Source organism: Streptomyces sp. CA-179760 (assembly GCF_050937045.1).
Taxonomy (GTDB): domain Bacteria; phylum Actinomycetota; class Actinomycetes; order Streptomycetales; family Streptomycetaceae; genus Streptomyces.
On the sequence record NZ_JBNJLZ010000001.1, the window covers coordinates 2,815,618 to 2,838,383 of the forward strand.

Genomic DNA, 22,766 nt, shown 5'->3' on the forward strand with positions numbered 1-22,766 from the left:
TCCGGGAGACGACGTGAGGCGTTACCACCGACGTGATCTGAGCCACCGACGTGATCTGGGCCTGCTGCTGCTCCGGCTGGGGACGGGCGGTGTGCTGGCCGCCCACGGCACGCAGAAGCTGTTCGGCTGGTTCGGCGGGGGCGGCATCGAGGGCACCGGGCAGTTCATGGAGTCCGTCGGCTACGTCCCGGGCAAGGCGAGCGCGACGGCGGCCGGCCTCGCCGAGACCGGCGGGGGCACCCTGCTGGCCCTGGGCCTGGCCACTCCGGCGGCCGGGGCCGCGGCGGCCGGCGCGATGGCGGGGGCGGCCTCGGTGCACACACCGAACGGGTTCTTCAACCAGGGCGGCGGCTACGAGTACGCGGCGACGCTGGGCCTGACGGCCGCCGGCCTGGCCGTCACCGGCCCGGGACGGCTCTCCCTGGACCATCTGCTCGGGCACGCGGTGAACCGGGGCTGGATGATTCCGGCGGCTTTCGCCGCGACGGCGGCGGGAACCGTGCTGGTCGTGGGGGCGCGCACCAGGCGGCTGCGGAAGGCGAGGGAGGGCGAGCAGGACCCGCTGTTCGACGAGGAGTACCTGGAGTAGGGCGGCGGACCGGGCGTTGAAGAGGCCCGACGGCCAAGCTCCTATGAGGTCACGGACACCCGCGAGCACACGCAGTGACACCACCCGCGGGCCGACGATTCAACACACAGGCAGCCGAAGCGCCAGTCAGACCCAGAGTCAGACCCCCGAGCGATGCCGCCCACATCCTCACTGTCAGACCCTCGTGGCAGGCTGCCGCCCCATGAACGATCAGACACCGCCCGCCCCGCCCTCGCCCGAGCTGTGGGGTGCCATCGACGACCTGTGGGAGTGGCTCGACACCAACCGCCCCGTCGAGGGCCGCGAGGGCGTGCTCCTGCGCATTCTGAAGCTGTCCGAGGAGGTCGGGGAGGTCGCCGAGGCGGTGATCGGCGCGACCGGCCAGAACCCGCGCAAGGGTGTGACCCACGACTGGGACGACGTCCAGTCGGAACTGTGCGACGTGGTGATCACGGCGCTGGTGGCCCTGCGGACCCTGACGCCGGACGCGCGCGCGGTGTTCGCCCGGCATCTGGAGCGGGTGAGGGAGCGGTCGCTGGCCTCGCCGGGCTGATCACCCGATACTCCCCGACGCTGATCATCCGATAGTCGGCAACGCCCCGCCCCCGCCGCTTCGCCGGGCTACGCTTCGAACGAATATGCCGAGCGGCCGAATCCTGGCCCTGCCGGGTGGGGAGTTTGGTGACGGGGGTGGACTTAAGGTTCCGGTCCTTGGTGGTCGCGCACGCCGTGTCGGCCTACGGGACCTACCTGAATCTGATCGCGCTCAGCCTGTTCTCGTACGAGGTCACCGGCAGCGCCCTGGGCGTGGGTGCGGTGATGGCGGTGCGGCTGCTGTCCGGTGTCACGGCCGGGCTCACCGCCGGGGCCGTGACCGCCAGGCTCACGCGCCGGACCGTCATGGTGGCGACGGACCTCGCCCAGACCCTCGCCATGGTGGTGCTCGCCCTCTGGGCGTCGCGCACGCCGCTGTGGGTGCTGCTCGGGGCGGTGGTCGTGCTGGGCGCGGGGAACACGTTCTTCAGTGTCGCCCTGCGCAGCGCGGTTCCGGTCATGGTCGGGCAGGACGACCGCGCCCGGGCGAACGGCGTGCTGGTCACGGCCCGGTCCGTCGCCACGGTGCTGGGCTTCGCGTCGGCCGCGCCGGTCATCTCGCTCGGTGGTTTCGGCGTCGCGTTCGGGGTCAACGCCGCGAGCTTCGCGGTGTCCGCCGCAGCGGTGCTGATGCTCCGGCCGCGCACCGACACCGGCGGCGACGGCGTCTCGGTGAGCGACCCGGGCGCCGCGGAAGACGGTCGGGCCGGGTCCTCGCTGAAGCGTGACGGCCGGCTGCGGCGCCGGATCGCGGGCCTCGCGGGCCCGTTGCTCGGCCTGATCGCGCTGCGGGGGCTCGACGCGCTGGCGTCCGCGTCGCACAACGTCGCCCTGCCACTGGCGGCGCACGCTGCCGAGCCGTCCGAGCCGGCGGTGTTCATGGCCCGGTTCTGGGCGGCGTGGGCGGTGGGCACCCTGCTCGCCCACCAGGTCCTCAAACGACGGTCGCACGGGACGTCCTGGGGCGAGCGCGCGTTCGCCCTCGGCACCTGCGCGATGTCGTTGTGCTTCGTTGCCGCGTTCACCGGACCGCCCGCCCCGGCCCTGATCGCGGCGGCCGTGGCGGCCGGGTTCGCGGACGGCTGGACCGAGATCGTCTACACCTCGCGCCTCCAGGCGGCCCCGGACCGGCAGCGCGGCCGGCTGTTCGGACTGTCCGCCACCGCCGAGCAGTCCGGGTTCGCCCTGGGCACGATCGCCGCCGCGGCCGCGCTCGAGGCCCTGCCCGCGCTCGCGGTCGTGGGCTTCTTCCACGGGGCGGCTGCGTGTGGGGCGCTGACTCTGCTGCTGCTCACCGTCCGGCGGCGCGACGCGCGTAGAGACCAGGATCACTCAGACCGATCGTCCACCGGCGGAGAACCGGACCGTTCGTCCGCCGACAGGGAAATCAGCGGGGACAAGGGAGAAGACACGCATGGAACGTCTACGGGGGCACGCCCTCTGCCAGGGCCCTGAGCCCGAGCGCACCGAGGCCGATCCGGTCGACGCCGTGCGGGCGCTGCTGAGCGCCGCCCGGTCCGCTTCCGGCGGAGCCGTCGTCACCGTCGCCGCCGACGGCACGACGGCCTCGCGGTCGTATCCCGAACTGCTGGACGCGGCCCGCCGTATGCTCGCCGGCCTGAGAGCCCGCGGGGTGCGGCGCGGCGACGCGGTGGTGCTGTGCGGGCTGCCGCTCGCCGAGTTCTTCCCCGCCTTCTGGGCCTGTGTGCTGGGCGGTGCCCTGCCGGTGGCCATCGCCGAGCATCCCGCGCCGGGCTCTCCGGCCCTCGAACGACTGCGGCAGGCCTGCGCGTTACTCGGCCGGCCCCTGGTCCTGACCGACGCGCCCGGCGCGGCGGCACTCGCCCACACCACGCCCGCGCCGCGCGTCGCCCTCGCCGCGGACTGCCTGAACGCACCGGCCGGAGACGCCGACGGCGACCACGTCACGCCGGACCCGTCCGACACCGCCCTGCTGATGCTGTCCTCGGGCAGCACCGGCGTACCGAAGGTGGCGCGGCTGACGCACGCCGGACTCGCCGACTTCGCGGCGAGCAGCCGGCGGATCCTCGACGTCCGCCCGGACGACACCATGGTGAACTGGCTGCCGGTCGACCACAGCGGCGCCTTCCTGCTCTACCACCTGCTCGCCGTCTTCACCGGCTGCACCAACGTCCACGCGCCCACCGAGCAGGTGCTCACCGACCCGCTGCGCTGGCTCGACCTTCTCCACGAACACCGGGCGCGGCACAGTTGGGCGCCCACCTTCGCCTACCGGCTGGTGGCGGACGCGCTCGCCGAGCGTCCCGACGGCCACTGGGATCTGCGCGGCCTCAAGTCGCTGCTGTGCGGTGGCGAGCGGGTCGTGCTGCCGGTGCTGCGCCGCTTCCTCGACGCGACGGCCGCGTACGGGGTGCGCGAGGAGCACCTCGCCCCGGCCTGGGGCATGGCGGAGACGGTCACGGCCGTCACCTACGGCCGGATCGACCGGCCCGGGACCGTGCACCGCCTGCTCAAGAGCAGCCTGGGCGGGGACCTGGTACCGGCCGGAGCGGACGCCCCGGACGCCGACTGCGTCACCTTCGTCGCGTCCGGCTCGCCCGCCCACGGCGTCACCCTGCGCGTCGTCGACGACCACGGCGACCTCGCCCCGCCGGGCCGGATCGGCCGGCTCCAGGTCCACTCCCCCGCGCGGCTCACTCCCGGCTACGTCGACAACCCCGAGGCGGACGCCGCGGCCTATCCCGCCGGGCGGGACTGGCTGGACACGGGCGATCTGGCCTTCCTCGACGGCGGCCAGGTCGTCATCACGGGCCGGCGCAAGGACCTGATCATCCTCAACGGCCACAACGTGTACTGCCACGAGGTGGAGGAGACCGCCACCACCGTCCACGGTGTGCGGCAGGGCGAGATCGCCGCTTGCGGCATCCCGCATCCGGAGCGGGGCACGGAGGAACTCGCCGTGTTCTTCGTCAGCCGCGGCGCCCCCGAGGACACCCGGATCGCCGCGGAGCTGAAGGCGGCCCTGTTCACCCGCCTCAGGCTCACCGCCGCGTACGTCCTGCCCGTCCCGGCGGACGAGTTCCCGCGCACGCCGGCGGGCAAGGTGCGCCGCGCGGAACTCCAGAGCAGGTTGATCGACGGTGGCTTCGACGCCACGGCCCCGGCTGCCCGGCCGGACGCGGACACCGTCACCCGAGCGGTCCGGGACGAACTGGCCGCCGTACTCGGCCGCCCGGTCGAAGCTGACGTGCCGTTCTACGAACTCGGCCTGACCTCCGTACTGCTGGTGCGCCTGCGGAACCGGCTGGCGGAACGACTCGGCATGCCGATCGCGCAGACCGCGTTCTTCGAGCATCCGACCGTCACGGCGCTGGCCGCGTATCTCGCGGGCCGGCCCGCGACGGCAGCCGCGCCGGAAACGGAGACCTGTGACGGCACGACCCACTCCCCCGAGCGACGGGTCGCCGTCATCGGGCTGGCGCTGCGCTTCCCCGGCGCGCACTCGGCGGAAGGGTTCTGGGCCAATCTGCGGGACGGCGTGGACAGCGTACGGGTGTTCGGCGAGCCTCAGCCCATCGCATCCGGGCCGGTGCCCACGACCTCCGGGCACGTGCCCGTCGCCGGAGTCCTCGACGGCGTCGAGGAGTTCGACACGGACTTCTTCGGGCTGAGCCCCAAGGAGGCCGGGCTCACGCATCCCGCGCACCGGCTGTTCCTCGAGTGCTGCCACCAGGCGCTGGAGGACGGCGGCCACGCGGCGACCGCGCCGGGCGTCAGGGTCGGGGTGTTCGCCGGGTCGGGCATGAACCTCTACGACCACCAGCAGCCGTCCGCCACCGGCTCGCCGCACGCCCCGGCCGACCCCGCCGATCCGGCTGCCGACATGCAGCGGGCCATCGGGCAGGAGCCCGACTTCCTCGCCACCCGGGTCGCCTACCGGCTCGGTCTCACCGGCCCGGCGATCGGTGTGCAGACGGCCTGTTCCACGTCGCTGGTCGCGGTGCACCTGGCGGTCCAGGCGCTGCTGACCGGCGAGACGGACCTGGCGCTGGCGGGCGCGGCGGCCGTGCATCTGCCCCAGGAGTCCGGCTATCGCAGCCACCCCGGGTCGATCCTGTCCCCCACCGGACGGTGCCGTGCCTTCGACGCGGAGGCCGACGGCACAGTCGGGGGCAACGGTGTGGCCGCCGTCCTGCTCAAGCGCCTCGACCGGGCGCTGGCCGACGGCGACACCGTGCACGCGGTGATCCTGGGCTCCGCGGTCAACAACGACGGCGCCGCCAAGGTCGGCTTCAGCGCACCCGGAGTCGAGGGGCAGGCCGATGTCGTACGGCAGGCCCTGCGCCGGGCCGACGTACCCGCCGAGACGATCTCGTACGTGGAGGCACACGGCACGGGAACGCGGCTCGGCGACCCGGTGGAGCTCACGGCGCTGGCCCGGGTGCTGGGCGAGGGCGCGGGGTGCTCGGGCCGTTCCGGCGGTTGTGTCGTCGGCTCGGTGAAGCCGAACATCGGGCACCTCGACAGCTGTGCCGGAATGGCCGGGCTCATCAAGACGGTCCTGATGCTGCGCCACCGCACCCTGGTGCCGACACCGCACCTGAACCGTCCCAACCCGGAACTCCCGCTGGCGGACGGCACGTTGACGCTGGCCACGGAACTGCGGCCTTGGGCGGTAGCGGACGGTGTGCCTCGCCGGGCCGGGGTCAGCGCGCTGGGCGTCGGCGGCACCAACGCCCATGTGGTGCTGGAGGAGGCCCCGCCCGCTCGCCCTCGTTCCGCTGAGGAACGGCCCGTCCTGGTACCCGTGTCGGCTCACGACACCGAGGCCCTCGCCGAGCTCACGGCCGCGCTCCGCGACCGGCTGCTGGCCCGGCCCGGCCTCCCGGCCGCCGACGTGGCCGCCACCCTGGCCCTCGGCAGGCCGCACCGCGCGGCACGCACCGCCGTGGTCGGCCGCACGGCAGGCGAACTCGCCCGCGCGCTGGAGGAGGACGGCCGCCCCGAGGCCGCCCCTCCCGGTCCTGTGGCGTTCGCCTTCCCGGGCCAGGGCAGCGCCCGCCGCGGCATGGCGAGCGGCCTCCACGCCACACAACCGGCCGCACGGGCCACGCTCGACCGGTGCGAGGAGCTCTACGCCGGGGAGTTCGGCGGGAGTTTGCTGGAAACGCTCCTGGCCGCCCCCGGTCTCGCCGGTCCCTCTGTGGAAGACGACATCTGGCCCACCGAGACCGCGCAGGCCGCCCTCTTCGCCCATCAGGCGGCGCTGGCCGACGCCTGGCGGGCCGCCGGGATACGCCCCGGTCTGCTGCTCGGCCACAGCGTCGGCGAGTACGCCGCCCTGTACGCGGCCGGTGCCCTGAGCCTGGAGGACGGGCTGCGGCTCACCGCCTGGCGCGGGCGCCTCATGCAGGCCCGCTGCCCGGCCGGGGGCATGCTCGCCGTCCGGGCCGACCGGGCCACCGCGCGGCGGGTCGCGGACGCCGCCGGTGCGGAACTCGCCGCGGTGAACGGCCCGCGCGCCCAGGTGCTCTCGGGCCCGCCGGGAGCCCTGAAGGAGGCGGCACGGCTGCTCGACCTGGACGGCCTGCGATGGCGTGCGCTGCCGGTCGACCGGGCGTTCCACTCCGCGGAGATCGACAGCGCCCTGGACGAGTTCCGGACCCGGGCGCGCGAGGTGACGTACCGGCCGCTGCACACCCCCTTGGTGACCACGGCCGACGGCGAACCCCGCCCGGTGGGCTGGACCGTCGACGTGGACTACCTCGCCCGGCAGGCCCGGCAGCCGGTCCGCTTCGACCTCGCCATGGACAAGGCCGTCGAGCAGGGCTTCCGGGACTTCGTGGAGATCGGCGCGGGGCGGACCCTCACCGGGCTCGGCCGGCACTGCGTTCCCGACACCCGCTGGCTGAGCGGACAGGGCGAAGGGGACGAGGCCGCCGAGCAGGCCCACGGGTTCCTGACGGCCCTCGGCTCGCTGTACCGCAGGGGTGCCGACCTGGACTGGCGGGCGCTCCTCGGCGACGACGCCGGCCGGGTACCGCTCCCCGGGCATCCCCTGCGACGGAGCAGGGTGCCGTACCGAACCGGGACGCCGGTGGCGGCACCCGAGCGGCCGGAACCGGGCACTGACGAAGTCGTGGACACCATCCGGCAGTTGACGGCGGACAAGCTGGGCCGCTCGACCGCCGACGTCACCCCCGACAGTTCCTTCTTCGAACTCGGCGCCGACTCGCTCTCCCTGATGAGCATGACGACGGAGCTGGAACAACGGTACGGCGTCCGGGTCCCGGTCCGGGAGGTGTTCGACTCGGCCGACACGCCGCGCCGACTGGCCGAACGGGTCTCGGGACTGCGAGGGGTCGCACCGCTGCGGGGCGACGCACCGGTGGTGCGGGAGCCTGTGGCCGAGGACCCACCGGTGACGCCCGCCGCTCCCCAGGAGGCCTCCCCGGACCTCCACTCCCTGTTCGGTCAGCAGCTACGGCTGGCGGAGCGACTCGTGGACCAGGTCGGCGAGATGATCTCCCGCCAGCTGGACGTACTCGCGGCAGCGCCCGGCGCCACGACGGCACCGACCGCTCCGGAACAGGTGCCGGCGCCCCGCTCCGCGCAGGCCGAGCCCACCGCCCCCTCAGGAGCCGTCGATTTCAGCCTCTACTTCTTCGGCGACTACCCCGAGCACACCGACCACGACAAATACGGCCTGATCATGGCCGCCGCCGACTTCGCCGACCAGCACGGCTTTCACGCCCTGTGGTTCCCCGAACGGCACTTCAACTCCTTCGGCGCGCTCTTCCCCAACCCCTCGGTGCTGGCCGCGGCCCTCGCCGCCCGGACCAGCCGGGTCCGGCTGCACGCCGGTTCCGTGGTGCTGCCGCTGCACCACCCGGCCCGGGTCGCCGAGGAATGGTCGGTGGTCGACAACATCTCCGGCGGCCGGACGGGCCTGTGCTTCGCGAGCGGCTGGCACGCCACCGACTTCGCGCTCGCCCCGCAGCACTTCGGGCGGCACCGTGAGGTGATGTACGAGCACCTGGCGGCCGTACGGGACCTGTGGTCGGGGCAGCCGCTGCAGACGACGGCGGGCGACGGCACCCCGGTGGAGGTCCGCCTGCACCCGCGTCCCGTACAGGAACGGCCGCCGATGTACGTGGCCGTCGTGGGGAACCCGGACAGCTACCGCCGGGCGGCCGCCGAGGACCTCGGCGTGGTCACCAATCTGATGACGCAGACGGTGGAGCAGCTGGCCGAGAACATCGCGCTGTACCGGCGCTGCCGAGCCGAGCACGGTCTGGACCCGGCGGCGGGGCGGGTCGTGGTGCTGGTGCACACGTACCTGGAGGACGACGCGGAGCGGGCGCGCGCCGAGGCGTACCGGCCGTTCCTGTCGTATCTGCGGTCCTCCCTCTCCCTCTTCGACCAGGTCACCAACAGTCTCGGCTTCCAGGTGGACCTGGAGAACACCCCCGAGGAGGACGTGGAGTTCCTCCTCGGGCGTGCCTACGAACGCTACTGCGACTCCCGCGCGCTGATCGGCGACGAGCACACGGCGGCGGAGACCGTAGGGCGTCTGCTGGCCAGCGGAGCGGACGAGATCGCCTGCTTCGTGGACTTCGGCGTACCGAGGGAGAAGGTGCTGGCGGCGCTGCCGGTACTGGACCGCCTGCGGCAGGCGACCCCCAAGGCGACCCCCAAGGCGACCCCGAGGCGACCCCCGAGGGGACCCCTCAGGCGAAGGCGCGGGCCCTGCCCGAGCCCCGCCGCACGCCGCCCCGCACCCCCCTCACCCCGGCCCAGCGCCGCATCTGGTTCCTGGAGCAACTGCACCCGGGCACCGCCATGTACCACGAGCCCAAGGCGATCCGCCTGGACGGCCCCCTGGACGTACCGGCGCTGCGCTGGGCGCTGGACCGCGTCGCGGACCGCCACCCGGCGCTGCGCACGGTCTTCGGTGACACGGGCGGTGTCCCGTACCAGGAGATACGCGACCGTATGCCGCTCGACTGCCCGGTGGAGGACCACACGGGGTCGACGCAGGAGGAGGCGCTGCGGGCGACGCTCGCGGCGGACCACGGACTCGACCTCGCCTCGGGCCCGCTGGTCACGACCCGCCTGCTCCGTCTGGCCCCGGAGCACCACCTGCTGTTCCTCATGGCACACCACATCGTCTTCGACTCGTCGTCCACGGCCGTTCTGGCCCGCGACCTGGCCTCGTACTACCGCGCGCGGCGGGACGGAAGTCCGCGACCGCGGCCCCTGTCCGAACCGCCGACGGCCACCGAACCGGACCCCGCGTCCCTCGACTTCTGGCGGCGGCGACTCGGCGACGCGCCGGAGCTGACGCTCCCCACCGATCGGCCCCGCCCACCGGTCAGATCGGGAGCGGGCGCGAGCCTGACGCACGCCCTCGACGCCGAACTGACCGGCGGTCTGCGGGCGTTCGCGGCCCGCCATCGCGCAACGCTCTTCATGACGCTGACCGGCGCGATCGGCGCGGTCCTGGGCCGGTTCAGCGGGCAGCGGGACGTGGTGATCGGTACCGCGGTAGCCGCGCGTCCCGCCGGTGCCGAGGACCATGTGGGCCTGTTCCTCGACACCGTGCCGCTGCGCCTGGACCTCACCGGGGACCCGGACTTCCCGGCCCTGCTGCGCCGGGTCCGCGAGAGCAGCACCTCGGCGTACGAACACAGTGGCGTCCCCTTCGACGAGCTGGTGGGCGCGCTCAACCCGCGTCGCGACCCGGGCCGCAATCCGCTGTTCCAGGTGATGGTGGAGTACGAGAACGAGGGCGAGGCCCCCTTCGACCCGCCGAGTCTGACGGCCACCCTGCTCGACGTGCCGAGCGCCCGCGCCCCGTTCGACCTCAGCGTCTATCTCACCCATCACGCGGGCGGCGTCCGGTTCATGGTCGAGTACGACACGGCCCTCTTCGACGAGGCCACGGTGCGCCGCTTCGTGGACTACGTCGAGCAGGTGCTGCGCCGCGCCCTGGCCGCCCCCGACGCGCCCCTGCCCCAACTGACCGCCCTCACCGCCCTCACCGCCGCCGACCGCGAGACCCTGGCCCGCTGGGAGCACCCGGCGGGCGTGGACGACACGGCGTCCCCCGGCACCCTGCACGGCCTGTTCGAACGGCAGGCCCGCCGCACCCCGGACGCCGTAGCGCTGATCAACGGCGACCAGCACCTCTCCTACGCGGACCTGGACGCGGCGGCCGACCGCCTCGCCCGGCAGCTCCGGGCCCGGGGCGCGGTACGCGGGGAACGGGTGGCGGTGCTCCTGCCGCGTGGCCCGCACCTGATCACGGCCCTGCTCGGCGTGCTCAAGAGCGGGGCGGCCTACCTCCCCCTCGACCCGTCCCTCCCCACCCCCCGTCTCGCACTGCTGCTCGCCGACACCCCACCCGTCCTCCTGCTCACCTCCGACGCCGCCCTCACCGCGCACCCGGACCTGGCGACGGGGCTGCCCGTCCAGTGGGTGGACCAGGTGGACGACACGCTCCCCACCGGGCCCGTGCCGGAGGGATCCGGCCCGGAGGATCCGGCGTACTGCATCCACACCTCGGGCTCGACCGGCCGTCCGAAGGGCGTCGTCGTACCCCACCGGGGCCCGGCGAACCTGGTCCAGGGGCATCTGAGCAGCCACCCGGCGCTCCGTACCCTGCAGTGGACGTCACCGGCGTTCGACGTCAGCGTGCAGGAGATCTTCACGACGCTGGCCTCGGGAGCCGCGCTGGTCCTCGTCGACGACGCTGTACGGCACGACCCGGCGGCGGTGGCCGAGTCGGTGCGCCGCCATGAGGTGCAGCGGATGTTCATGCCCTGCACTCCCCTGAAGTACCTGATGGAGACCGCCCCCGAACTGCCGTCCCTGCGCGAGCTGTTCTCGGCCGGCGAGGCGCTCCAGCTCACGGCCGCCTTCCGCCGCTTCCTCACCACGCACCCGCGCTGCACGCTGTTCAACCAGTACGGCCCCACGGAGACCTCGGTCATCGTCACCTCGCATCGCGTCGACCCGCAGGGCGAGGAGTGGCCGCCGATCGGTACCCCGGTGCCGGGAGCACGCGTCCTGCTGCTGGACGGCACGGGCCGGCAGGTCCCGGTGGGGGCGGTCGGCGAGATCCATGTGGGCGGGATCCCGGTGGCGTACGGCTACCACGACCGCCCCGCCGAGACCGCCGCCGTCTTCCTCGACGACGGCACGGGCGGGGTGCTGTACCGCACGGGCGACCTGGGCCGTCTGCGTACGGACGGCACCCTGGACTGCCTGGGCCGTGCGGACGACCAGGTCAAGATCCGCGGCTACCGGGTCGAACCCGGCGAGATCCAGGCGGCGTTGACGGCACTCCCGTCCGTCCGGGACGCGGCGGTCCTCACGCGCCGCGACCGTCACGGCGACACGGAACTGGTCGCGTACGTGGTCCCCGTCGACCCGACGGCCGGCCTCGACTCCCTGCGCGCCGCGCTCGCCGCCGACCTGCCCGACCATCTGGTGCCCCGCCGTTGGGTGTCCCTGGACCGCCTCCCGGTGAACGCCTCGGGCAAGCTGGACCGCGCCGCCCTGCCCGAGCCGGGCGACGGCTCCGACGACGCGGCTGTGGCCTCCGTGCCCGCCACGGCCCTGGAGAAGACGCTGCACGACCTGTGGTGCGAGGAACTGGACGCGGACCCGGTCCCGGTCACCACGTCGTTCTTCGAACTCGGCGGTCACTCCCTGAGCGCGATCAGGCTGCTGAACCGGATGCGGGACGAGGCCGGCGTCGACCTCACGATGGCCGACTTCTTCCTGGACCCGACCGTCCGGGGCAGCGCGGCACGGGGCCGTGTCGTGGACAGCGCGCCGATGCCGTCCACCCTGCGCCGGCTGTGGCGCCGCCACCACGCGCTCACCGACCCGAGCGTCTACAACATCGCACACCGCATGGACCTGCGCGGCGATGTGGACCCCGGCGCCCTGCACCAGGCCCTCACGGACCTGGTGGCCCGCCATCACGCCCTGCGCAGCCGCTCCGTACGGCGGCGGGACGGGGAGTACGCGGTGGAAGTCCTGGCGGAGATCCCGGTCCCGCTGCCGATCACCGACCTCACGGGGGCGTCGGCGGACAGGGTGGACCGCTGGTGCGACGCGCAGGTGTCCACGCCCTTCGCGATGGACCGAGCCCCGCTGCACCGCTTCCGCCTGGCGAGGCTCGCCCCGGACCACTGGATCCTGGTGACGGTCTTCCACCACGCGGTCTGCGACGGCTGGTCCCTGGGCATCATCCGGCGCGACCTGGAGGAGCTGTACAACGCGCGACGGGCGCGAAGGTACCCTGAACTACCCGTCGACGTATCCCAGTTCACCGACTTCGCCCGGTCGGAACACGCCCTGCCGGACGACCGCAGGACAGCCCTGGAACGCTTCTGGCGCACGGAACTCGACGGCATCCCCCTGCGCCCGTCCCTCCCCTACGACCACCCGCACCCCGGCACGCTGTCCGGCCGGGGCGCCCTGCACACCTGGGTCATCGACGACGACACCCCCGCCCGCCTGGCCGACACGGCGACCCGCCTGGGCACCACCACCTACACGGTCCTCGCGGCCCTGTTCGCCAGGTGGCTGGGCGACCTGTGCGGCGAGGGGAACGACATCGTCCTGGCGGCGTCCAGCGCGAACCGGGTTCGACGGGACCGCTCGGAGACCGTCGGCATCCTGGGTGACGCCGTACTGCTGCGGGCCCGGCTGTCCGAAGCGGAGACCTTGGCCGACCTGGTCGCGCAACTCGGCACCTCCCTCTTCACGGCCCTCGACCACCAGGAACTCCCCCTGACGGACGTGGTGTCCCTGGTGTCACCCGGCCTGAAGGGCGCCCTGTTCCCGACGGTCCTGTTCACAGTGATCACCACGGAGCCGCCGGCCCTGGACCTCCAGGGCGTCTCGACCGCCGTCCGCGCCCTCCCCGTCCGGGGCGTGTCCCGCAACGAGCTGTACGTGGTGATCGCCCCCGAGGGCAACCGCGTCACGGTCACCTTCGAGTACTCGACGGACCTGTTCACCGGGGAGACCGTCGAGGGGTGGGCCAGGTCGTTCACCCGGTTCCTGCGGGGGTAGGCCGGGCGTCACCGCTGGGCGGACCCGGCGGGCTCCGCGGACTCCTCGTCCCGGTCCGCTTCCGCCGCCGGCTCGTCGTCGCCGGGCTTGCCCGTGGCCTTGCGGCCGGGCAGCACGGCGATGACGATCATGGGTGGGCGGAGCGCCGAGGGCGGAGGGCCACTGGGGCATGAGAACGGCATAGATCGTCACCGGCGTCGTATTGATCCCGAGTATTCCTGCCACTGGAAGCGGCGGACGGCGGGCCACTATGGCCTGTCACCGGGCACTTTCCAGTCGGCCCCCATGACGTCGAAACTCCTGGCGTCTACCCACCTCCAGCGCTAGGCTCGATGATCCCTTCAGTGCCCTTCAAACACCCAGTGGGTCCTACGTTGTACAGCAGCCCAGGAAGAGCGGTACCCCTCTGATGAGCGCAGGTGGCGCGGCACAGACGCCGGATCCCAGACTCGCCGAACTCGCCCGCACATCACGAAACTTCGGTTTCCTGTACGACCATCTGCCGCTGCTCGTCGCCTACGGTTCAAGCGCCGAGGCCAACGTCTTCGCTGACCCGAACACCTCGCTGATCAAGTCCCGGCAGTTCGGTGAGGCCCTCGCTGCCGACCTGGTGCGCCGAGGCCGCGTCCAGTTCACCGGAAGCAAGCAGATCGAGCGCCTAGCCGCCCTCGACAAGGACGGCTATCTGCACGGCAACGTGGGGCCGGCCTTCCACGAGGTCCGCGTGCTCGGCAACAAGGCCAACCACGACGACTACGACGATCCGGACGACGCATTCAGCGCCCTGCGGACCTGTCACCGACTGGGTGTCTGGTACCACCGCCTGCTCACGGGGTCCCGCGAGCAGCGTACGTTCGTTCCGCCGGACCCGGTACTCACGCCGGCCGCTCAGAACACCGCCCTGCGCAAACAGGTGGAGGAAACCCGGCGCGCCCTGGAGGAGGCCCGTCTCACCTACGAGGGCCAGGCGTCCCAGGCACAGGCGGAGCAGACCGCCCGCTTCACGGCGGAAAGAGAACTCGCCGAAGCTGCGGCAGAGCGCGAGGAGCTTGCCCGCCAGGTGGCAGCAATGCAGGACCGGCTCGCGGACCTGCAGCAGGCCCAGTCCGCGGCCGACGCCCAGCTGCTGCGCTTTCAGATCACCAGTCCCGCCGCCGCCTCCGAGGCCGTGGCCGAGCGCGCGCGTCTTCTGGAGAACGCCGAGCAGGCGGCCCGCGAGCCCCTCACCGAGGCGCAGGTCCGCACCCGCCTGGACGAGATGCTCGCCGAGGCGGGCTGGAGTGTCCAGGACGCGGGCGGCAGCCTCAACCTGTACGTGCAGGGCGACCGGCGCGGCAGCGGCGTCGCCGTCCGCGAGACGACCACGGCCACCGGCCGCGCCGACTACGCCCTGTACGTGGAACGCAAGCTCGTCGGCGTGATCGAGGCCAAGCGGGAGGGCGCCGACCTGACCGCCGCCGAGGCGCAGGCCGACCGGTACGCCGACCACCCCACCGAGGCACAGCGTCGCCTGATCGCCTGGCGCACCCCGCTGCCCTTCCGTTACGTCTCGGACGGCGGCGAGACGCGGTTCCGCAATACCCTCGACCCCGACTCGCGCAGCAGGCGGATCTTCTCCTTCCACCAGCCCCGCACCCTGGCCCGCTGGATCCGCCAGGCCGATCAGGACCCCCAGGCGCCCTCCTACCGGGCCCGGCTGCGCCTACGCATGCCTGACCTGGACAAGCGCCCGCTGCGCCCCGCCCAGATCACGGCGGTGCAAGGTGTGGAGAAGTCGGTGGCGCACGGCAAGGGCCAGCAGGGCACGGGCCAGTCCCGCTCCCTGGTCCAGATGGCGACCGGAGCCGGCAAGACGTACACGGCGGTCACCTTCTCGTACCGGATGCTCAAGTACGCGCAGGCAGAGCGGGTCCTGTTCCTGGTGGACCGGAACAACTTGGGCGCCCAGGCACAGAACGAGTTCGAGAACTTCACCACGCCCGACACCAACCGCACCTTCGCCGACCTGTTCAACGTGCAGCGCCTCGGCGCCGACGGCATGAACCCCTCAGCGAAGGTCGTCGTCTCCACCGTGCAGCGCCTGTACATGGAGCTGACGGGTGCGACCGTCCCCTCCACTCCAGGCGAGGACGGCGAGGAGGAGTACTCGTACGACACGCCGGGCGAGATCTCCGTCGGCTACAACCCCGGCATCCCGCCCGAGTCGTTCGACCTAATCATCGTCGACGAGTGCCACCGCTCCATCTACGGCAAGTGGCGTTCCGTCCTGGAGTACTTCGACGCTCCCGTGGTCGGCCTCACCGCGACACCCGTCGCCCAGACGTTCGGCTACTTCAACGGCAACCTGGTCAGCGAGTACACCTACCCTGAGGCGGTCGCCGACGGCGTCAACGTCGACTTCCAGGTGTACGAGATCGTGACGCGGATAACGGGTGAGGGCGGAGTCATCGCGCGGGGCGTCATCCCGGTCCGCGACCGCCGCACCCGACGCCAGCGCTACGAGGACTTCGACGAGGACGTCTCCTACGGCGCGACGGAAGTCGGCGTCGGCGTGATCAGTAAGGACCAGCTGCGTACGGTGATCCAGACCTTCCGCGAGCGTCTGTTCACCGAGATCTTCCCGGCGCGTGCCAAGCGCGACGGGGAGACCGGCGAACTGCTGTGGGACGAGATGTACGTCCCCAAGACCCTGATCTTCGCCAAGAACGACAACCACGCCGAGGAGATCGTCGAGGTCGTCCGTGACGTCTTCGGCAAGGGCAACGACTTCTGCGCCAAGATCACCCACGCGGCGAAGAAGCCCGCGGAACGGCTTTCCGACTTCCGCAACCTGCCACAGCTCCGCATCGCCGTCACGGTGGACATGATCGCCACGGGCACGGACGTCAAGCCGCTCGAATGCCTGCTCTTCCTCCGGGACGTCAAGAGCTGGGCCTACTTCGAGCAGATGAAGGGCCGCGGCGCCCGCACCCTCTCCCTCACCGAGTTCGAGCGTGTCACCCCGGGCGTCGGCCCCAAGACGCATTTCGTGATCGTCGACGCGGTGGGTGTGACCCGGAAGCCGAAGGTGGACGCCGGTCCGCTGGAGCAGCACACGGAGAAGGACCTCAACCTGGAGAGACTCCTCCGCCTCACCGCCCGGGGCGTCGCGGAGGACAGCCATATCTCCACCCTCGCCTCCCGTCTGGCCAAGCTGGACCTCCAGATGACCGACGACGAGCGCACCGAGATCGAGGGCCTGACCGGCGGCGTACCGCTGAAGCACATCGTCCACAAGATGGTCGACGCCGTCTCGATCGACGAACAGGGCAAGACCCGCGAAGCCGCCGAACGCCTCGGCCTCGACCCCGCCCAGGCCGTGAAGGACGTGACCGAACGGGCGCTGCGCCCGTTGGCCTCCAACCCCGAGCTGCGCACCCGACTGCTGGAGATGCGCCGCGCGAAGGACATCCTCTACGACGAGACGAGCCGCGACGCCCTCGTCTCAGCCGGCGCAGTGCCGGAGGACGAGACGACGGCGCGCGAGACCGTCCGCGACTGGCAGGCGTACGTCAAGGACCACCGGGGCGAGATGGCGGCGCTCGCCATCGCCTTCTCGGCGGAGTCGCCGGTACCGCCGCGTGAGGCTCTGCGGCGCCTGAAGGACCTGGCGCGAGCCGTGGCCCGCCCGCCGCGCTCCTGGACGGCGGACAAGCTGTGGCGGTCGTACGAGCAGGTGGGCGAGGCCGTGACGGCAAACCGTTCCGCCGCCCGCACGGCAGCCGACCTGTTGGCCCTGCTGCGCTACGAATTGGAGGGCGGCGCGGACGGGGGCGCCACCCCGCCACGCCCCCACGCGGAGGCGGTGGAGGAGCGGTACGCGGCCTGGCTGGCCGGGCAGGAACAGGCGGGCGTGACCTTCACGGACACCGAACGGTGGTGGCTCGACCGCATCGCCGAGGCCACGATCCAGCGTGTACGCTTCGACACCGCCGACCTCGACTATGCCCCGTTCACGAAGATGAACGGCACGGACGGATTCCTCGCGGAGTTCGGCGAGGAGCGGGCGGAAGAGATCCTCGACGAACTGGACAGGGAGCTGGGTGCGTGACGCTGGGTCTAGGACTGGGTTCGGATTCCGGTGACGGCGGCGAGGAGCTTCCGGGCGGGGTTGGCGGTGGGTTGCCACCAGGGTGGGCGTGGGCGACGCTGCAGGAACTGTGCGATGTCAACCCTCGCGCTTTCGATGACGATCCCGGCGACGACGACTTCATCTCCCAGGTACCCATGGCTTCGGTCGAGGCCGAAACAGGGCGCATCGACGCGTCCAGCCATGTGCGATACGGAGACTTGAAGAAGAAGTCCCTCACACGTTTCCAGGAGAACGATGTTCTCTTCGCCAAGATCACGCCCTGCATGGAGAACGGGAAGATCGCGGTAGCCCGAGGGTTGCTCGACGGTCGTGCTCTCGGCAGCACCGAGTTCCATGTTCTGCGGAGCTGCGGGGCGGTGCTTCCGGAATACTTGATGCACTATTTGCTACAGCGCGATGTGCGCGCCAACGCAGAGCAGAACATGTCTGGCGCCGTAGGTCAACGACGCGTTCCTCGACCTTACCTGGAATCGCTTAAAGTTCCCGTGCCGCCGATTGCTGAGCAGCGCCGGATCGTTGCCGAGATTGAGCAGCAGAACAGCCACATCGAAGCAGGTGAAGAGGCACTGGTCGACGCAAACAGGCTGACGTCAGACCTCCGTTCCAGCATTGCCGACGCAGCCATCTCGCAGCATTCCCAGTCCTCATGGACAAGGTTGCAGGAGATTTTGCGAGAACCCCTTCGAAACGGTGTGTCAGCTAAAGCGGCGACGGACGGAATTGGCGTTCGAACGCTCACGCTAACCGCCGTGACCAAGAATGATTTCGACCCACAATTCACCAAAGTCACCAGCGCAGACCCAAACCGGGTAAAGAGCCTTTGGCTAGAAGACCTGGACATCTTCGTACAGCGCTCCAATTCTGCCGAGCTTGTGGGCACGTCCGCTATTTATCGAGGAGATAGGAACTGGGCAATCTACCCCGACCTCCTCATCCGCGTTCGTGTTGACCAGTCTCGTGCACTACCGGAGTACGTGGCATTGGCTCTTCGCACAAACCGGATCCTCTTTTACTTCCGCCAGAACGCACGCGGCCTTTCCGGATCCATGCCTAAGATCGATCAGGCAACGATTGAGAATGTTAATTTCCCGCTGCCTTCGCTCCCCAGACAGCGTGAATCCATTGAGTGGGTCATGCAGCAAGAGGCGGCCATAGCGCCCCTCGCGGCCTCCGTCATCGCGGCGCAGGAAGAGAGCACCGAACTTCGCGCCGCCCTCCTCCACGCCGCCTTCACCGGCGCCCTCGTCCCTCAGGACCCCGCCGACGAGCCTGCCTCCGCCCTGCTCGACCGCATCCGCGCCGCCCGCGTGACCGCAAAAGCGGCACCCCGCAAGCGCGCCCCGCGCAAGCCGCGCCCCGCCCCGCCCGGTCAGGGAGAACTGCCCGAATGAGCACCACCCCCACCCTCATGAACAGCGCCACCACCCCAGGCCCCCGCCGCTCCGCCGGTGAGACGACCTCGACCCTCGTCAACCGGCTCTGGTCGTACTGCGAGCTGCTGCGCCACTCCGGCGTCTCCACCCTCGACTACGTCGAGCAGCTGACGTACCTCCTCTTCCTTAAGATGGCGGACGAGCGCGCCAACCGGCCGGCCAGGTTCCGCAAGAACATGCCGGAGGAGCCGCTCGTCCCGTCGGGCCTGGACTGGCAGAGCCTCACCAGCCGGTCGGCCGAGGATCTGGTGGACCACTACGAGCACGTCCTCCGGCAGCTGGGCCGCAACGGCGGGACGATGCTTGGTGAGGTGTTCACGAAGGCGCAGAACAAGATCCACGAGCCCGCCGTCCTGGAACGCCTCATCAAGGACCTGATCGACCCCTACACCTGGACCCGCGAGAACCAGGACCTCAAGGGCGACGCCTACGAGGGCCTCCTCCAGCGCGGAGCCGAGGACCGCAAGACGGGCGCCGGCCAGTACTTCACGCCCCGCCCACTCATCGACGCCATGGTCGACTGCCTGCAACCACGTCCCGGCGAGTCGATCACCGACCCCGCCTGTGGTACCGGTGGCTTCCTCATCGCCGCGCACGCCCACATCGTCGAGCGCTACGAGGAGCAGCTGTACGGCGACGAGGCGCGCAAGCTCCAGACGGGCGCGATCACCGGCTACGAACTGGTCCGGGAGACGGCCCGGCTGGCCCTGATGAACATGCTGCTGCACGGCATCGGCACGTCTGAGGCCCGCCCGCTGATCACCATCCAGGACTCCTTGGCGAAGTCGCCGCACAAGTTCTACGACATCGTGCTCGCCAACCCGCCCTTCGGTGTCGGCTCGGTCACCGGCGAGGCGTACACCTCCCGCAAGGACTTCTGGACGCAGACCACGAACAAGCAGCTCAACTTCCTCCAGCACATCTACACCCTGCTGAAGACAAACGGCCGAGCCGCCCTGGTCCTCCCCGACAACGTGCTGTTCGAGGGCGGCGCGGGCGCCGAGATCCGCCGCCGTCTGCTGGACCTGACCAACGTCCACACCTTGCTGCGCCTGCCCACCGGCATCTTCTACGCCAACGGCGTCAAGGCGAACGTCCTGTTCTTCGACAAGCGCCCGCCCCGCCCCGGCGGCAAGCCCGCGACCAAGCAGCTCTGGGTCTACGACTTCCGCACCGACCAGCGCTTCACGCTCAAGCAGCGCGCCCTGCGCCGCGAGCACCTCGACGAGTTCGTGGCCGCCTTCCACTCGGGCGGCACGGACTACTCGGCCCGAAAGCCAAGTGAGCGCTTCCGTGCATACGAGTACGATGAACTGATCGCCCGTGACAAGGTCAACCTCGACCTGACGGTCCTTCAGTCGGCCTCCGCCTCCTCCGCCGCGCTCGCTCCACCGGACGTGATCGCCCAGGAAATCGTGGAGGACCTGGAGACGGCCCTGGCCGAATTCACCGCTGTAGCACAGGCGTTGAAGAAGGCCGCGAACGCAAGGGCGACCGACGGCTCCATCGGCACCACCAGCACCACCAGCGCTTCCGAAGACGGCACCACGGACGACAGCACACCCCAGGAGCGGTAACCCGGTCTCCCTCCCGGCCGAGCCTCACACAGGCTCCGGTGGCCCGAGGGCCTGCCAGAGCCCGCTCCCGGTAACGGGAGGCATGGCCTCTGTATCCGTGCGGACAGTACGGACACGGACGGCCAGGCCAGGGACTTGACACAGGGACTGGGTGACACATGGCCAACGGGTTCGGCCGAGGCAACGGCGCGGCGGCGGCAACCGTACGACCGGAGAAACTCTGGAACGGCGACGAGATAGCGGACCGCTTCTGGAAGTTCTACCGCGAGGAGACCAGCACCCGGGCCATCACCCGCCTTCAGTTCGTGGAGCACGTCGGCTATCTGCTCTTCCTCAAGCTGGACCACGAGCGCGCCCAGCGTTCGGCCCGCTTCGCGCACCCGCCCGTCGCGCCCACCGGAGCCTGGCCGGACCTCGCGCTGCTCAGCGGTGACGCCCTGCACACCGCACTGACCAGGCTCATGGACGAACTCGGCGACCAGAGCCTCGCCAACCGTCCCGACCGGCAGACCGCGAGCGTCGTCTTCCGCGACGCCCAGCCCTGGGACCTCGACCGCATGGCCGAGCTGAACAAGCTGATCGTCGAGCAGATCGCCCCCTACCAGTGGCTGACGGTCCGCCAGGCCGAACTGGGTGGGGCCTTCTCGCGGATGCTGCGCGACTGCCGCGACGACATCGACCGCAAGATCGACACCGGTCAGACCCTCACGCCCCTCCCCATCCTGAACGCCATCACGAAGGTGCTCGGCGTGGGCCCCGAGGACATCGTGATCGACCCGGCGTGCGGCACGGGCACGACGCTCATCGCCGCCTACAACGCCATGCTCGCCGCCAACCAGCAGCTGCCGCCGACCGCCCTCGCGGGCGCCGACCTGGACGCGCAGATGTGCCGGCTGGCCATGCTGAACATCCTGCTGCACACCGGCCGTCCGTTCGCCGCCCCCGCCCCCATCCAGCTCGCGGACACACTCAAGCGCAGGAGCCCGGTCGTCCGGTCGGTGCACGGTGTCGTGCCCACCGTGGCCATCTGCAACCCGCCCTTCAAGAGCAACGGCGTCCAGCCCGACGCCACCATGCGCGACGACTTCTGGACCTACGGGGACTTCCCCACCAACTTCCTCCAGCACCTGGCGATCACCCTGCCCCAGGGTGCGCGGGCGGCCGTGTTCGTCCCTGACGGCGTCCTCTTCGGCGGCGGCGCGGCGGCCATCGTGCGCCACAACCTGCTGAGGAACTGCGATGTGCACACCCTCCTACGGCTCCCGACCGGGCTGTTCCACCGCAAGGGCGTGAAGTCGAACATCCTCTTCTTCACGAAGTCCGCCCCCAAGCCGAACGGTGATCCCGCCACGAGGGACCTGTGGGTGTACGACGCCCGCACGGGGAACCACCACACCGACACCGGAAACCCGGTCACCGAGGCCGACTTCGAGGACTTCATCGCCTCCTGCCTCCCCGAGGGGGGCTTCACCGCACGGACTGAGTCGGCGTCGAAACGTTTCCGTCGTTACCCGGCGGCAGAACTCCTCGCCCGCCCGAAGACGAGCCTCGACCTCAAGGCCCATCTGGCCCCGGAACTCGGCGACTTCGGCTCCCCCAAGGAAATCGCCTCCGAGGTGGCGGACCGGCTCGACGAGGCCGCCGCCCACTTCCGCCAGGTCGCGGAGGCGCTGCTGGGGCAGTGAGCGCGACAGTGGGTCGTCGCCGGTAAGGACTCGGTCCGACCGACGGCGACCCGCCCACCGGATGACCACGGTGAACCAGCCAAGGGCTGCTCACTCCCGCATACCCGCTTTCCCCGAGGGAGGGCACTCCACGGCCAGCGACCCGGTCGCGTCCCGTACAAGCCCAGGCCGACCGTGGACAGATCGCCGCCGAGTTCGGCGGGCAACGGCACCTTTTCGCCGTACTTGCCGCGGACGACGCTCCTGTACTCGCCTTCCCCAGGCCAGCCGAACAGCGACCACGTGCCCGTCCGCGGGTCGACCTGCAACAGGAGTGCCACACCCGCAGCCGCGTACCAGGCGGTCTTCTCGTTGATGCCTTTGAGCCGCTCGGTCGGAGAGATGACCTCCACGGCCAGTTCGACCGCGTCGGCGTCCAGGAGCCAGCCGTCGTCGTCCTTGAACGTACGAGGGCCGATAGTCAGATCGGGGGTCGCGTAGTCGTCCGGATCACCGGGCATCGGGACGGGCACGTTCTCGAACGCGTCGTAGGAGGTCGAGAGCCCGGGGCGGACGGCATCGCGCAGGTCGATGATGATCCCGGCGAGCTTGCCGCTCGGGCTGGGGGACATCACGAGTGTTCCTCCGATGATCCCCACACTCATACCCGTGGCCTGCTCGACGCTCTCCGCGGCCTCGCGC

General features: G+C 71.1%; 7 protein-coding genes and 3 pseudogenes. 8 read left to right on the forward strand and 2 right to left on the reverse strand.

The features are described 5' to 3' along the window. Positions 1-13 precede the first annotated feature (13 nt). The 4 genes and pseudogenes from ACQEV8_RS12620 (at position 14) to ACQEV8_RS12635 (ending at position 13,258) form a co-directional block, all read left to right on the forward strand. On the forward strand, positions 14-589 hold the full coding sequence (locus tag ACQEV8_RS12620; protein WP_432959734.1) for a DoxX family protein: 576 nt from the start codon (positions 14-16) through the stop codon (positions 587-589). A 202-nt stretch (positions 590-791) separates the two neighbouring features. After that, positions 792-1,142 carry a MazG-like family protein gene (locus tag ACQEV8_RS12625; RefSeq protein ID WP_432959735.1) on the forward strand — a complete coding sequence of 117 codons (351 nt, stop codon included), beginning with the start codon at positions 792-794 and terminating at the stop codon, positions 1,140-1,142. Positions 1,143-1,300: 158 nt separating this feature from the next. Beyond that, positions 1,301-2,638, forward strand: coding sequence for an MFS transporter (locus ACQEV8_RS12630; protein WP_432959736.1), 1,338 nt, complete (start codon positions 1,301-1,303; stop codon positions 2,636-2,638). Continuing rightward, positions 2,598-13,258, forward strand: a pseudogene (locus ACQEV8_RS12635) (amino acid adenylation domain-containing protein). The gene ACQEV8_RS12630 and the pseudogene ACQEV8_RS12635 overlap by 41 nt, the downstream one beginning before the upstream one ends. A gap of 8 nt (positions 13,259-13,266) precedes the next feature. On the opposite strand, the gene ACQEV8_RS12640 reads toward ACQEV8_RS12635, so the two are convergent. Then, complete coding sequence (locus ACQEV8_RS12640) at positions 13,267-13,389, reverse strand: hypothetical protein (RefSeq protein ID WP_432959737.1); 123 nt, start codon at positions 13,387-13,389, stop codon at positions 13,267-13,269. Between the two features lie 278 nt (positions 13,390-13,667). Here ACQEV8_RS12640 and ACQEV8_RS12645 point away from each other — a divergent pair, with 278 nt between their 5' ends. The 4 genes and pseudogenes from ACQEV8_RS12645 to ACQEV8_RS12660 all read left to right on the forward strand — a co-directional run bounded on the left by ACQEV8_RS12645 (position 13,668) and on the right by ACQEV8_RS12660 (position 22,085). Continuing rightward, on the forward strand, positions 13,668-17,348 hold the full coding sequence (locus ACQEV8_RS12645; protein ID WP_432959738.1) for a DEAD/DEAH box helicase family protein: 3,681 nt from the start codon (positions 13,668-13,670) through the stop codon (positions 17,346-17,348). Further along, positions 17,345-17,929 (forward strand): annotated as a pseudogene (locus ACQEV8_RS12650) (restriction endonuclease subunit S); the annotation flags it as partial. The gene ACQEV8_RS12645 and the pseudogene ACQEV8_RS12650, both read left to right, overlap by 4 nt. An 848-nt stretch (positions 17,930-18,777) precedes the next feature. Next, positions 18,778-20,400 carry a type I restriction-modification system subunit M gene (locus ACQEV8_RS12655; protein WP_432959739.1) on the forward strand — a complete coding sequence of 541 codons (1,623 nt, stop codon included), beginning with the start codon at positions 18,778-18,780 and terminating at the stop codon, positions 20,398-20,400. Between the two features lie 158 nt (positions 20,401-20,558). Continuing rightward, entirely contained in the window at positions 20,559-22,085 is a 1,527-nt protein-coding gene (locus ACQEV8_RS12660; protein WP_432959740.1) for an HsdM family class I SAM-dependent methyltransferase, read from the forward strand. Between the two features lie 248 nt (positions 22,086-22,333). Here the strand turns inward: ACQEV8_RS12660 and ACQEV8_RS12665 are convergent. Continuing rightward, a pseudogene (locus ACQEV8_RS12665) lies at positions 22,334-22,729 on the reverse strand (Uma2 family endonuclease); the annotation flags it as partial. Positions 22,730-22,766: the final 37 nt, after the last annotated feature.